Origin of the sequence: Halomonas caseinilytica, assembly GCF_001662285.1 — a bacterium.
Classification (GTDB): Bacteria; Pseudomonadota; Gammaproteobacteria; order Pseudomonadales; family Halomonadaceae; genus Halomonas; species Halomonas caseinilytica.
The window spans coordinates 45,389-59,410 of sequence record NZ_BDEO01000002.1 but is presented as its reverse complement, the minus strand read 5'-3'; the positions used below and the strand labels follow the sequence as shown (position 1 = coordinate 59,410).

Below are 14,022 nucleotides of genomic sequence, written 5' to 3'. Positions count from 1 at the left end.
AATTCAATAAGGTGCGCCACCAGGGGCGCTCCTGTACATACGTTGACGAGGTATCGATGCTGATTTCGGATTCTATTCCCCTACTATGGCTGAGCTATGCGGCGCTGTCGCTGGTCGTGCTCGTTACGGGCTACCTGGGACTGGCGTTTCTGCCGCGCTTGCCGCGATTGGTGATCACCTGGGCGGTGGCCGGCGTGATGTGGGTGCCCTCCAGTTTCAGTACACCGCTGAACGATCAAGGAGATGCCTATACCGGCATGGCACCGGCGGTCGTGGTGGCCGGCTTGGCCTTCCTCGAGAAGGATGGTGGCACCATGGCCTCGGCGCTGCTGCTGGTGGCGGTGGCAGCGGCCCTCGGCGGTCTGCTGGGCTTGTTGCTGTGGCGGCGTGGCCGGGGGGCCAAGCGCCGCTCAAACGGCGATTCGCAGGGTGATCGGACCGGGACGACGTCACGTGCCGATCGCGGTCGAGATGACAAGACGCGCCGGGAGCCGGTCGTCGGTTAAGGCCAGTACGAAGCGTGGTCGACCTTTCGTACAGGACCTAAGGAGCCATTATGGCCAGAGTCGGTTGCCGTATCCCGTCTGTCTGCTTCGCACTGGCGTTGCTGGCGAGCTGCCTGGGGTGGGGCGGGGCGGCTCTGGCTCAGGTGCCGGAGCAGCGTCCGGACGTGCGGGTGGTGGTCGATGTCTCCGGCAGCATGAAGCGCAACGACCCCGATCAACTGGCGGCCAGTGCCATGGAGCTTCTGGTGTCGCTGTTGCCGGAGGGAGTGAGCGCCGGCGTCTGGACCTTTGGCGAGCGAATCGACAACCCTCTGCCGCTGGATGAGGTGTCCGACCAGTGGCGTGAGCGGGCACTGGCGCTGCCGCCCGCGCTACGGGACTACCAGCAGTACACCGATATCGAGACGGCACTGGACCAGGCCGCCTCAGCCGAGGCGAACGGTTGGCGGCACCTGATTCTGATGACCGATGGGGTCATCGATCTGCCGCCGTCTCGGGGCAACAAGCCCGACATCGACGCGGCGTCCCGGCAGCGGCTGGTGGAGAGCCTGGCGCCGCGTTTCGCCGATCGGGGCGTGGTCGTGCACGCGATCGCCTTCTCCGATGAGGCCGATCTCGCCCTGGTCGAGCAACTGGCGCAGCGCACCGGAGGGCTGGCGGCCGTGGCCAAGTCGCCGGAACGTCTCCTGGGTGCCTTCCTGGACATCATCGAACGTATCTTCCCGGCCGATCAGGTACCGCTGGAAGAGGATGACCGGTTTGTCATCGATCCCAGCGTGGAGAATCTCTCGGCGCTGGTCTTCCACGGCCCCGACGATGAACCGGTGACCCTGGTGGCGCCGGATGGTACCCGGTACACCGCCGACACCGCTCCCGACGACATTCGCTGGCAGGTGGAGCCGCATTTCGACCTGATTCGCGTACCCGATCCCGAGGCCGGCGAATGGCGTCTCGAAGGACCGGTAGGCGCGAAGAGCCGAATCAGCGTGACCTCGCCCTGGCGGTTGCGCACCTCGGGTTTGCCGACGACGCTGTATCGCGGTTTTCCGGTATCGGTGGAAGCCTGGCTCGAGCATGACGAGGTCGGGACGCCGCTGCCCGATGACCTGCGCTTCTCCGTGGCGCTCGAGGGCGATGATGGCGAGACGCTGGCATCGGTACGGCTCGATGCCGGCGACGAAGGCCGCTTCCAGGGGCGGTTGCCGGCGCCGACGCAGACGGGCAATGCCCGTTTGATGCTCCGTGCCCAGGGCGAAGGGTTCGAGCGTCAGCGGGAGCAGGCCGCCAATGTCCTGCCGGCCATCGGCGTAGCCCATGACCCGGGCAATCACCAGTTGGTGCTGGCCGCCGAGCACCCCCGGCTCAATCGCGGCAATACCGAGATCCACGGTGACTTCCAGGAGCGACGCCTCCAGGCCGAAGCGGTGAGCGAGACCCGCTGGCGACTGTCCCTGCCCGAGCTGGAGGACGATACGAGCCAGCCGCTGCGCCTGGTGGCAACGGTGACTCTGGACGGCGAGACCCGCGAATTGATGCTGCCGACCGTGACGCTCAATGCCGATAGCCAGGTGGGGATCGGACGGCCCGACATGGCGGGGCCGACATTGACCGCCGAGCGTTTCGCGGAGGCAGATGAGCCTTCGGCCAGCCAACCCGACGAGAATATCGCCGATCGCTTCGTCGAATGGGTCAATGCCGTACCGGATCGGCTCCATGACGCCTGGCAGGCCGGTTGGCCCGGTGTGGAGCGCGCCGTCGAGAAACATGGCAAGGAGCCGCGGCTTTGGATCGCCATCGGGGCACTGCTGCTGCTGTGGCTATTGTCCGTGGGGTGGTGGCATCGCCGCCGTCGGTCACGGACCAAGGCAAGGGAGGAGCCACATGTGTGAATTGCTTGGCATGAGTGCCAATGTGCCTACCGATATCTGTTTCAGCTTCTCCGGGTTCTTGCATCGCGGTGGCGGCACTGGCCCGCATCGGGATGGCTGGGGCATCGCCTTCTACGAAGCCGGTGGCTATCGTGATTTCCGCGACCCCCATCCGTCGGTCGATTCGCCGATCGCGCGCCTGATCTGCGATTATCCGATCAAGTCTCACGTCGTCATCAGCCACATCCGCCAGGCCAATGTCGGGGAAGTGCGGCTGGCCAACACCCATCCCTTTACCCGGGAAATGTGGGGGCGCCCATGGTGCTATGCTCACAATGGTCAGCTCAGCCGCGAATGGTCGAATCTGCCCCTGTCGTTCTATCGGCCGGTGGGAACTACCGACAGCGAACATGCCTTCTGCTGGTTGATGGGCGAACTGCGTCGGGCCTTTCCCGACCCGCCGGACGATCCGGAAGCGCTCTGGCAGTATCTGCATCGGCTATGTGAGCACCTGCGGACATATGGCGTCTTCAATCTGCTGCTCGCCGACGGCGAGCATCTCTATACCTATTGTTCGACCAAGCTGGCGCATATTACCCGGCGGGCGCCCTTTGGGCGGGCGAGCCTGTCTGATGCCGAACTGGCAGTGAACTTCGCCGAACACACCACGCCCGACGATGTGGTGTCGGTCATTGCCACCGAGCCGTTGACCGACAACGAGAACTGGGTGCGCATGATGCCCGGCGAGCTGCTGGTCTGGCGGGATGGCGACATCCAGGGGCGCTATCATACGTGAGTTTCAATCGACTGTTTTACTGCAGTGCCCTGCTGGTATAGGGTAGTCCCAGAATAACAATGGCCGACCTCGGGGTCGGCGCGAATCGTGGAGAACGCCATGAACGAGCACGCCAACCCGGCCATTCTCAATGGCCCCGACATGGAAGGCACCGGCGACTACGCCTCGGTGCTGGATGTCTTTCACGCCAGCGTCGAGCGCTTTGCCGACAATATCGCTTTCAGCTGCATGGGGCAGACGCTCAGCTATGCCGAGCTGGACCGGCTCTCCGGTGATTTCGCGGCCTGGTTGCAGCATGAGACGAGCCTCGAGCCTGGCGATCGCATTGCCATTCAGCTTCCCAATACGCTGCAGTTTCCCGTGGCGGTCTTCGGTGCCCTGCGGGCCGGGATGGTGGTCGTCAATACCAATCCGCTGTACACCGAGCGGGAAATGGCTCATCAGTTCAAGGATTCCGGGGCACGGGCCATCGTCATCCTGGCCAATATGGCCGACAAGCTGGAGCGGGTGCTGGAACAGACCGATATCGAGCACCTGGTGGTGACCGAGCTTGGCGATCTGCACGGTTTTCCCAAGCGCCAACTGATCAATGCTGTGGTCAAGTACGTCAAGAAGATGGTGCCGGCCTATGGCCTGCCTCAGGCCGTGCCCTTGCGGCGTGCGCTGCGGCTCGGCGCCGGCCTGGAACATCGTGAGGCGAGCCGGGGGGCCGACGATATCGCGGCCCTGCAGTACACGGGCGGTACCACGGGGCTGGCCAAGGGAACCATGCTGACGCATGGCAACCTGGTGGCTAACATGCTTCAGGCTCGCCAGGCCATCGGCAAGGGCTTGCACGAGGGCGGCGAAACCATCATCGCACCGTTGCCCGTCTATCATATCTACACCTTCACGGTGAATTGCCTGTTCATGCTGGAGACGGGCAACCATTCGGTGCTGATCACCAATCCGCGTGACCTGGACGCTTTCGTCAAGGAGCTGAAGTCGCTCGACTTCTCCGGCTTCATCGGCCTCAACACCTTGTTCAATGCCCTGTGCAATCGCGAGGACTTCCGAGCTCTGGACTTTTCGTCGCTGCGGCTGACCATTTCCGGCGGCATGGCCCTGACCAAGGCGGCTGCCAAGCGTTGGGAGGAGGTCACCGGCTGTGCCGTGGCGGAAGGCTATGGCCTGACCGAGACATCGCCCATCGTCAGCTTCAATCCGATCGACGCCATCCAGCTCGGGACCATCGGCAAGCCGGTGGCCGGCACCTCGGTGAAGGTGGTGGACCTCGAGGGCAACGATCTGCCTTGGGGAGAGGCCGGGGAACTGTGCGTTCGTGGTCCCCAGGTGATGAAGGGCTACTGGAATCGCGACGATGAGACTGCCAAGGCGATCGATGCCGACGGCTGGTTCCATACCGGCGACATCGCGCTGCTGCAGGACGATGGCTATATCCGCATCGTTGACCGCAAGAAGGACATGATTCTGGTGTCCGGCTTCAATGTGTATCCCAACGAGATCGAGGATGTGGTGGCCATGCATCCGGGAGTGGTGGAATCGGCCGCCGTGGGTGTGCCGGACGAGGACAGCGGCGAGGCGATCAAGCTGTTCGTGGTGGCCAAGGATCCGCAGCTCGATGCCGAGACCCTGCGTCGCTGGTGCAAGCAGGAACTCGCCGCCTACAAGGTGCCGCGTCAGGTCGTGTTCCGTGACGAACTGCCAAAGACCAATGTCGGCAAGGTGTTGCGTCGCGAGTTGCGTGACGAGGAAAGCGAAACGTCGTGAGCGGCAGCGGCGCTGGGCCGGCTCGATTAGGCGGTGCACCCGGCGGGGCGTTACAATTCTCCCGCCAATGAACACCGGAGTCATCGAGCCATCGTGAGTAGTAGCCCCCAGACCGATCAAGCCGCCGACATTTCCCACCGCGATCTCGATGCCCTGAAGGCCCTGCAGCGTGAACTCGAGGGTGTCCAGCTGCGCGACGCCTCTCGCTTGGGCAAGCGACTCGCCGGCTTGAACCGGCGTGCGCGGCAAGGCAAGCCGGTGGATCGCGGGCTTGCCGAGGTGAGCCGCGAGATCGAACGTTCGCGGGCCAAGGTCGAGGCCCGCGCCGCGCGTCCGGTGCATCTGGACTATCCCGAGCAACTCCCGGTTTCCGAGCGCCGCGAGGATATCCTCGCGGCCCTGCGCGACCACCAGGTCGTGGTGGTGGCCGGCGAGACCGGCTCGGGCAAGACCACCCAGTTGCCCAAGCTGTGCCTGGAACTCGGGCTCGGCCGGCGAGGCCTCGTCGGCCATACTCAGCCGCGGCGACTGGCCGCGCGCTCCGTGGCGACCCGCCTGGCCGAGGAAATGCAGGTACCGCTCGGCGAGCAGGTCGGCTACCAGGTACGTTTCACCGACCAGACGGCGGAGGCCACTCGGGTCAAGCTGATGACCGATGGCATCCTGCTGGCCGAGACGCGCAACGACCCGGATCTGTCTCGTTATGAGGCGATCATCATCGACGAGGCGCACGAGCGCAGCCTCAATATCGACTTCCTGCTCGGTTATCTCAAGCGCCTGTTGTCGCGTCGCCCCGATCTCAAGGTGATCATCACCTCGGCGACCATCGACGTGGAGCGTTTCGCCGCGCACTTCGCCATCGAGGATGCCGATGGCAAGACGCGACCGGCGCCGGTGGTGGAAGTCTCCGGGCGTGCTCATCCGGTGGAAGTGCGTTACCGCCCGCTGATTCGCGACGAGGAAGACGAAGAAGATCGTACTCTCCAGGAAGGCATTTTGCATGCGGTGGAAGAGATCGAGACCATCGAGCGCGAGAAGCGCTGGTTCCATGGGCCTCGGGACATCCTGGTGTTTCTGCCCGGTGAGCGGGAGATTCGCGAGACGGCCGATACCCTGCGTCGTGCCGACCTGCGCGACACCGAGATCCTGCCGCTTTACGCGCGGCTTTCCAATGCCGAGCAGAATCGCGTCTTCGCGCCTCACAAGGGACGGCGCATCGTGCTGTCGACCAATGTCGCCGAGACCTCGCTCACCGTGCCGGGCATCCGTTATGTGATCGACCCGGGGCTGGTGCGCATCAGCCGCTACAGCTACCGCGCCAAGATCCAGCGCTTGCCCGTGGAGCCGATTAGCCAGGCCAGTGCCAATCAACGCAAGGGGCGCTGCGGGCGTATCGCCGAGGGCGTGTGCATTCGTCTCTACGACGAGGAGGATTTCCTGGGGCGTCCGGAATTCACCGATCCGGAGATCCGGCGCACCAACCTGGCGTCGGTGATCCTCTCGATGCTGTCGCTCAGGCTCGGCGACATCTCGGATTTTCCCTTCGTCGATCCGCCGGATTCGCGTTTTGTCACCGATGGCTTCCGCTTGCTGTTCGAGCTCGGCGCGGTGGATGACGGACAGCGTCTTACGTCCATGGGCAAGCGTCTGGCTCGCCTGCCCATCGACCCTCGACTGGCGCGCATGCTGCTGGCTGGTGCCGAGCAGGGCGGCTTGCGCGACGTGTTGATCGTGGTCTCGGCGCTGGCTACCCAGGATCCCCGGGAACGGCCGGCCGACAAGCGCGAGGCCGCCGATCAGGCGCATCGGCGCTGGCAGGATGCGGATTCCGATTTCGTGGCCTTGCTCAATCTCTGGAACGGCTTCGAGGCCGCTCGGGAAGAGCTCTCCGGCAATCGCTTGCGTCGCTGGTGCCGTGATCACTACCTGAATTATCTGCGGTTGCGGGAGTGGCACGATACCTTCCGCCAGCTGCGCCAGTTGCTGCGCGACATGGATATCGAGGTACCGGCCGGAGCCGCCGAGCCGGCCGCCGAGGCCGACGACGACGCCGCTCGGCAGGCGCGTCGCGAGAACGCCGCGCGCTTGCACAAAGCGCTGCTGCCGGGCCTGCTCTCGCATCTAGGCCAGTTTCTCGAGAATCGCGAGTATCTGGGGGCGCGCAACCGCAAGTTCATGATCCACCCCGGTTCGGGACTGGCGAAGAAGACACCCAAGTGGCTGATGGCTTTCGAGCTGGTCGAGACCTCGCGATTGTTCGCCCGCACCGTGGCGCGTATCGATCCGGCGTGGATCGAGCCCGTGGCCGAGCATCTGGTCAAGCGCAGCTACAGCGAGCCGCACTGGGAAATGAAGCGTGCTCAGGTGGTGGCCTTCGAGCAGGTGACCCTGTTCGGCCTGCCCATCGTTGCCCGCCGGCGTGTCCATTACGGTCCCATCGCACCGCAGGAATCCCGGGAGCTGTTCATTCGCCGGGCACTGGTCGAGGGCGAGTTCAAGACGCACGGCGAGTTCTTTGCCCATAACCGGGCGCTGATCGAAGAGGTCGAGGACCTTGAGGACCGGGCTCGCAAGCGCGACATCCTGGTCGACGAGGAGGCGCTGTTTGATTTCTACGATGCCCGGATTCCCGAGGACGTCGTCAACGGCAAGGGATTCGAGGCCTGGCGCAAGAAGGCCGAGCGTGACGATCCCGACATTCTCAAGTTCGACCGCCAGGCGCTGTTCGCCCGCCAGGCAGAGGAAGTCACCGAAGCGGATTACCCCGATGAGCTCGCACTGGGTGGCGTGCGTTATCCGCTGAGCTATCATTTCGCGCCTGGCGCCGAGGACGACGGTGTGACGCTGACCGTACCGGCGGCCATGTTGCCGCAGTTGCCCGCGGGGCGCCTCGAGTGGCTGGTGCCGGGATTGCTGCGCGAGAAATGCATCAGCCTGCTCAAGTCGTTGCCTAAAGCCATGCGCCGTCAGGTGGTACCGATCCCGGATTGGGTGGATGCCGCCCTGCAGACCATGACGCCGGACGACACGCCGCTCACCGAGGCGCTGGGCGAGTTCCTGCGGCGCAAGACAGGCACACGCCCGCATCCCGACGACTGGCGGATCGATCAGCTCGAGCCGCATCTGATCATGAATCTGAAGGTGGTCGATCACGAAGGGCGCGAGCTCGGGCAGGGGCGTGATGTTCGTGAACTCGAGCGACGCTTTGAAGAAGCGGCGGGGCAGGGAGCCCAGGCGCTGGCCGAGCAGGCCAGCGAAGGACGTTCGCTCGATAGTCTGCCGGAGACGCCGCTACCCGAGTCCCGGGTGACGACGCAGGCGGGCATCCGTGTCGAGGCCTTTCCGGCCGTGGTTCCCCGGGGCGATGCCTTGGATGTCGAGCTGTTCGACCATCCCGACAAGGCCCGAGAGGCGCATCGTCGAGGCGTGGTGCGGGCGGCCATGACACGCCTGCCCGATCAGGCCAGAACCATCGAGCGCCTTGCCGGCATGAAGCCTTGCGCTCTGCTGTTCACCAAGGTCGGCAGCAAGCGCCAGCTCAGCGACGATGTCGTGGCCGCGACCTTCCGCCAGGTCGTGGCGGTGGATCCGCTGCCCCGTTCGGCGGACGAGCTCGAGCAGCGCTTGGCGGCGTGTCGCGCGGAACTGGTGCCGAAGGCGGAGATGCTGCTGGCTACCCTGGAGAAGGCTCTCGAGGGTCACCTGGCGGTGACCAAGGCGTTGAAGGGCAATCTGAACCTCTCGTTGGCACTGGTATACAGTGATCTCAAGGCCCAGATGCAGCGTCTGGTGCACCCCGGTTTCGTCAGTGAAGCGGGCGAGTGGCTGGAAGAGTATCCTCGTTATATGGAAGCCGCCCGCATTCGCCTGGAGAAGGCGCCGAGAGAGCGCATGCGTGATCAGATGCACATGCAGGAGATACAGGATTTCGAGGCACGCCTGGCCGCGCGGCGCGAGAGCGAACGACGCGGCGAGGTAGAGGACCCGGCGCTGGTCGAGTTCGGCTGGTGGATCGAAGAGTTGCGGGTCTCATTGTTTGCCCAGCAGTTGGGGACCAGAATGCCGGTATCGACCAAGCGTCTGGAACGACGCTGGGCCGAATTGACCGGCAGGGCCTGACGCATGTACAGGAAGTTACCGGCGCCGCCAAAGAAGGGCGACGGGTCCGAGGAGATACGATGAAACAAGTGGTGATTACCGGCACGGGGCTCTTTACGCCACCGCACGCCGTTGGCAATGCGGCCCTGGTGGAGACCTTCAATGCTTGGGTTGAGTCGGAGAACGCCCGTCACGCCGAGGCTATCGCTGCGGGAGAGCGGGAGCCGCTGCAGCCATCCAGTGAATCCTTCATCGTCAAGGCGTCGGGCATTCACAGCCGCTACGTGCTGGATGCCGAGGGGATTCTGGATCCCGAACGGATGCGGCCGCGACTGCCGGTGCGTGACGACGATGCGCTCTCCATCCAGGGGGAGATGGGGGCTGCCGCCGCCAACGAGGCCCTTGAGGCGGCCGGGGTAGCGGCCGCCGATATCGACCTGGTGATTGTGGCCTGCTCCAATCTGGAGCGCGCCTATCCGGCCGTGGCCGTGGAGCTGCAGGCAGCGCTGGGTGCCGGTGGCCATGCCTACGACATGAACGTCGCCTGCTCTTCCGCCACCTTTGCGATCGATGCCGCAACCAATGCCATTCGGGCTGGTTCGGCCAGCCGCGTCCTGGTGGTCAGTCCCGAAATCTGTTCGGCGCACCTCAATTTTCGCGACCGTGACAGCCATTTCATCTTCGGTGATGCTTGCACGGCCATTGTGCTCGAAGACGATGCCGTAGCCACTGCCGAGTCTCGCTTCGAGGTGCTCGGCACGCGCCTGGCGACACGCTTTTCCAATGCCATTCGCAATAACGCTGGGTTCCTCAACCGGGTCACCGACAGCGACCCCCAGGCCGCCGACAAGCTGTTCGTCCAGGAAGGGCGGCGGGTGTTCAAGGAGGTCTGCCCCCTGGTGGCGGCGTTGATCGATGAACATCTGGCGCGTCTCTCGCTGCGAGGCGACGACCTGTCGCGTCTGTGGCTGCACCAGGCCAATCGTCACATGAACGATCTGATCGCCCGACGCGTGCTGGGGCGGGAAGCATCCCCGGAAGAGGCACCGATCATTCTCGATCGCTACGCCAATACCAGTTCTGCGGGGTCCATCATCGCCTTTCACTTGCATCGCGCCGATCTAGCGCCGGGCGCCCTGGGGGTGGTGTGTTCCTTTGGCGCAGGCTACAGTGCCGGCAATGTCGTGGTGCGTCGACGCTGATGGCAAGGGAAACACTGGAAGCACTGAATGAATGGCCGTGCCGGGCGAAGGTCAGGCCTGGCTCCGTCGGGCCATCGCATTTCCTGCGTTCATGCGTTGGCATTTACGCCGCGCTTCTCAGGGAATAGAAATGCTATGTAGGGAGACCGCAGAGTCAATGAATCGACCATCCATGCAAACCGTTCCGGGCCTTGGGCGTGCCTTGCTGGCAGGGCTGGCTCTCGCCGTGCTGTCCGGCTGCGCCACCACCTCGAGCAGTACCGGAACGAATCCCGAGGATCCTTGGGAGGGCTTCAACCGCGGCGTCTTCGCTTTCAACGATACGCTCGACCGTTATGCCCTGAAGCCAGTGGCCCAGGGATATCGCTTTGTGACGCCGGATCCAGTGCAAACCGGTGTGGGCAATTTCTTCTCGAATCTCGGCGAGATTCGGACCACGCTCAACAGTCTGTTGCAGGGCAAGGGTGCCAATGCCGGGGCTTCCACGGGACGCTTCCTGATCAATTCCACCGTGGGGGTTCTCGGGTTGTTCGATGTGGCCTCTCACATGGATCTGACGGCCCGGGAAGAGGACTTCGGGCAGACTCTGGCCGTCTGGGGAGTGGACTCCGGCCCCTATCTGGTACTGCCCCTGCTGGGCCCGAGTACGCTGCGCGACACCGGCGGCCTGCCGGTGGACATGTATACCTATCCGGTGACCTATGTCGAGGACGACACGGTGCGCTATTCCCTGCGTGGGCTGCAGGCCATTGATGCCCGAGCGGGACTGCTCGACCAGGAAGACCTGATCCGCGGTGATCGCTACAGTTTCATCCGCGACAGTTGGCTGCAGCGTCGCCGCTTTGAAGTCAGCGACGGAGAACTGGGGGAGGACCCCTTCGCCAGCGACGGTTTCGATCTGGAAGGCACCGACTTCGATGATGCCTTCGCCGAGTGAGGCGATGACGGAATGCCGAGCGACAATCAGTTGATCGGAGTGGTCGACGTGCCGGGCGAGGAGCGCGACGCCCTGGCCGACACCATCGCCAGGGACGGCCTGGCGGTGTTGGCGGTGGAGAGTGTCGAGCAATTGCCCGACGAGACGGCACTGGTGGTGGCGCATTCGCGGGCGGTGTCGCCGGAGACATGGCCCGACTTGTGCCGGCGACTGCCGACGCTGGTGGTCAGCGATGAACGCCAGGATGCCGAGTTGCTCTCGGCGGTGGATGCCGGTCTGGTGGATTATGTCATCGACCCGCTGCGGCATGGCCACCTGTTGCGGCGAATGATTCGTCGGGTCATCGAGATCAACCGGCTGGCCGAGGAGCGGGAGCAGGATCGTCGACGGCTGGCCGAGCTCAACGAGCATCTCGAGACCCACCTGGCCATGCTGCGCCTCGACCAGCAGGCCGGCGGGCAGATCCAGCGCAAGCTGCTACCGCCACGTCCGCAGCGCTCGGGTAGCGTCAACTGCGACTACTGGCTCGCGCCTTCCTTGTATCTCTCCGGGGATTTCCTGGATTTCCAGCACTACGACGAGCGCTACACGCTGTTCTATTTCGCTGATGTCTCGGGGCATGGCGCATCGTCGGCCTTCGTGACCGTGCTGCTCAAGTATCTGTTCAATCGCTGGCAGAGTGAATGGGACGGACGCGACCCGCAGGAACTCGGCCCGCGCTGGCTGGCGGCGCTCAACCGCGAGCTGCTCGATACCGGTATCGGCAAGCATGCGACCCTGTTTGTCGGGGTGATTGACCGTGAGCGTCGCTATCTGCACTATTCGCTGGGCGCGCAGCTTCCCATGCCCGTGCTGGTCGCCGGCGACGATGTGTCATCGCTGGCCGGTGAGGGCATGCCGGTCGGGCTCTTCCCGGATGTCGAATATCCCCGCCTGGGGTGTCCTCTGCCTGAACGCTTCAAGCTCTGGCTATGCTCCGATGGCATTCTGGAGTGTCTGCCGGGCGAGACGCTCAATGACAGGCTGGGAGAGCTCGAGCGTCGTGCATTGGCCAACGATACGCTGGCGGGGCTCAAGGAAGGCCTTGCGTTGGGCAAGATAGCGGAGGACGATGGAAATATCGCCGTGGATGCGCCTGGACATGACGAGCTGCCCGACGACCTGACGATCATGATGTTGAGCGGATTTGGCGATGATGATTCATGAAGGCCGCCTGCGGGCGGCGTTCGATTCCGGTGTCTTCGTGCTCAAGCTGTGTGGCGACGTACGACTGACACTGTGTGCGACTCTCGATCAACAGGCTCAGCAGTTGGCCGACACCCCTGGACTCGAGGCGGTGATGGTGGATCTGCGCGAGGCCACCAATGTGGATTCCACCGCGCTTGGCTTCCTGGCCAAGGTTGCCATGGCACTGCGTGGGCGGCTCGAGCAGGCGCCCACCATCGTGGTCGACAATCCCGATGTACGACGTATGCTCGATGTCATGGGCTTTGCCAGTTACTACACCCTGGTCGAGTCTCCGATCACCGAGCCGCATGAGTTGCGCGATCTGACCGAAGTGCCTGCCGACGAGGCGGACACGCGCGAGCGTGTGCTCGAGGCGCATCGTATTCTCATGCGCATGAACGAGCACAATCGCGAGCAATTCCAGCCTCTGGTGGAAATGCTGGAGGCGCAGAGCGCTGCGACCAGGCATCACTGACGCGTCGAACGTTTGCCGGGGCAAGTGCCGGTGTTTCGGCATGGCATGCCGGGGACGTTAGGCATGCCATGCTGCTCTCATGACTGTCGGAGTTCGCCGAGCAGGGTTTCCAGCTTGCGTTGATCGTCCATGAACTTGCGAATGCCTTCGGCCAGCTTCTCGGTGGCCATGGCGTCCTCGTTCAGCGCCCAACGGAACTCGGCTTCGTTCTGGGGCTCGGGAACCTGGGTTTCGGCGTCCAGAGGCGTCAATTGCCGTTCCAGCGGCGCGTGGGTCTCGGCCAGTTCGCCGAGCAGGGCGGGCGAGATCGTCAATCGATCGCATCCGGCCAGCGCCAGGATCTCGCCGCTGTTGCGGAAGCTTGCCCCCATCACCACGGTATCGTAACCGTGTCCCTTGAAGTGCTCGTAGATGCGGCGCACGGACTGGACGCCGGGGTCGCGCTCGCCGCTGAAGTCGGCATTGGGGTCGCGGGCCTTGTGCCAGTCGAGAATCCGGCCCACGAAGGGGGAGACCAGAGTCACGCCGGCATCGGCGCAGGCTCGGGCCTGGGCGAAGTTGAACAGCAGCGTCAGGTTAGTATGAATGCCTTCGCGCTCCAGCACCCGGGCCGCTTCGATGCCTTCCCAGGTGGCGGCGACCTTGATGAGGATGCGTTCGGGCGCGATGCCCTGGCGGCCATAGCGCTCGATCAGCGAACGGGCCCGAGCCAGGGTGGCGTCAGTATCGAAGGAGAGGCGGGCGCTGACTTCGGTGGAGACGTAACCGGGAACCAGCTGGCTGATTTCCCCGCCGATCTCCACCGCCACGGCGTCCAGGGCATCATCGATGTCGATGGCGTCGCGAGCGATCTCTGCCAGCCGTGCGCGGCGATCCGGCTGTTGGGCGGCCTGCAGGATCAGCGAAGGATTGGTGGTGGCATCGGTGGGTTGGAAGCGGCGAATCGCCTCGAGGTCGCCGGTGTCGGCCACCACGGTGGTCATGGTCTTGAGTTGTGAAAGCAGGTCATCTGCCATGGGGCGTCCCTTGTGTGGATCGTTCGAAGCGGCCTTTCACTCTAACAAGGCCGAATGAGTGAATATACCGGGCAAGGACGTCGGGCGCGTGACAGCGCCCGGCAGGAAAGGCGAATTGGCGTTATCA

Annotated in this window: 10 protein-coding genes; 9 read left to right on the top strand and 1 reads right to left on the bottom strand. The window is 64.1% G+C overall.

The annotated features are described in order from the left end of the window. The first annotated feature begins 56 nt into the window (after positions 1-56). The 9 genes from HSDC_RS04285 (at position 57) to HSDC_RS04245 (ending at position 12,879) form a co-directional block, all read left to right on the top strand. The gene (locus HSDC_RS04285) at positions 57-506 is read left to right on the top strand and encodes a hypothetical protein (protein WP_064698714.1); all 450 of its coding nucleotides are present in this window, start codon (positions 57-59) and stop codon (positions 504-506) included. Between the two features lie 50 nt (positions 507-556). After that, on the top strand, positions 557-2,395 hold the full coding sequence (locus tag HSDC_RS04280) for a vWA domain-containing protein (protein ID WP_064698713.1): 1,839 nt from the start codon (positions 557-559) through the stop codon (positions 2,393-2,395). Then, positions 2,388-3,170: a class II glutamine amidotransferase gene (locus tag HSDC_RS04275; RefSeq protein ID WP_064698712.1), complete on the top strand. Its 783-nt coding sequence runs from the start codon at positions 2,388-2,390 to the stop codon at positions 3,168-3,170. Before HSDC_RS04280 ends, HSDC_RS04275 begins: the two co-directional genes overlap by 8 nt. A 99-nt stretch (positions 3,171-3,269) precedes the next feature. Beyond that, positions 3,270-4,940, top strand: a complete 1,671-nt coding sequence (locus tag HSDC_RS04270) for an AMP-binding protein (protein ID WP_064698711.1) — start codon at positions 3,270-3,272, stop codon at positions 4,938-4,940. A 93-nt stretch (positions 4,941-5,033) separates the two neighbouring features. Beyond that, complete coding sequence (gene hrpA / locus HSDC_RS04265; protein ID WP_064698710.1) at positions 5,034-9,059, top strand: ATP-dependent RNA helicase HrpA; 4,026 nt, start codon at positions 5,034-5,036, stop codon at positions 9,057-9,059. Between the two features lie 59 nt (positions 9,060-9,118). Continuing rightward, positions 9,119-10,240 (top strand): beta-ketoacyl-ACP synthase III, encoded by a 1,122-nt coding sequence (locus HSDC_RS04260; RefSeq protein ID WP_064698709.1) that lies wholly within the window; start codon positions 9,119-9,121, stop codon positions 10,238-10,240. Positions 10,241-10,412: 172 nt separating this feature from the next. Continuing rightward, positions 10,413-11,177: an MlaA family lipoprotein gene (locus HSDC_RS04255; protein WP_170825718.1), complete on the top strand. Its 765-nt coding sequence runs from the start codon at positions 10,413-10,415 to the stop codon at positions 11,175-11,177. A 12-nt stretch (positions 11,178-11,189) separates the two neighbouring features. Further along, positions 11,190-12,383 (top strand): PP2C family protein-serine/threonine phosphatase, encoded by a 1,194-nt coding sequence (locus HSDC_RS04250; protein WP_064698707.1) that lies wholly within the window; start codon positions 11,190-11,192, stop codon positions 12,381-12,383. Continuing rightward, a complete protein-coding gene (locus HSDC_RS04245; RefSeq protein WP_064698706.1) occupies positions 12,370-12,879 on the top strand; it encodes an STAS domain-containing protein in 510 nt (169 codons plus the stop codon). Before HSDC_RS04250 ends, HSDC_RS04245 begins: the two co-directional genes overlap by 14 nt. A gap of 77 nt (positions 12,880-12,956) precedes the next feature. On the opposite strand, the gene tal is transcribed toward HSDC_RS04245, so the two are convergent. After that, positions 12,957-13,895, bottom strand: coding sequence for a transaldolase (tal, locus tag HSDC_RS04240; RefSeq protein WP_064698705.1), 939 nt, complete (start codon positions 13,893-13,895; stop codon positions 12,957-12,959). Positions 13,896-14,022 lie beyond the last annotated feature (127 nt).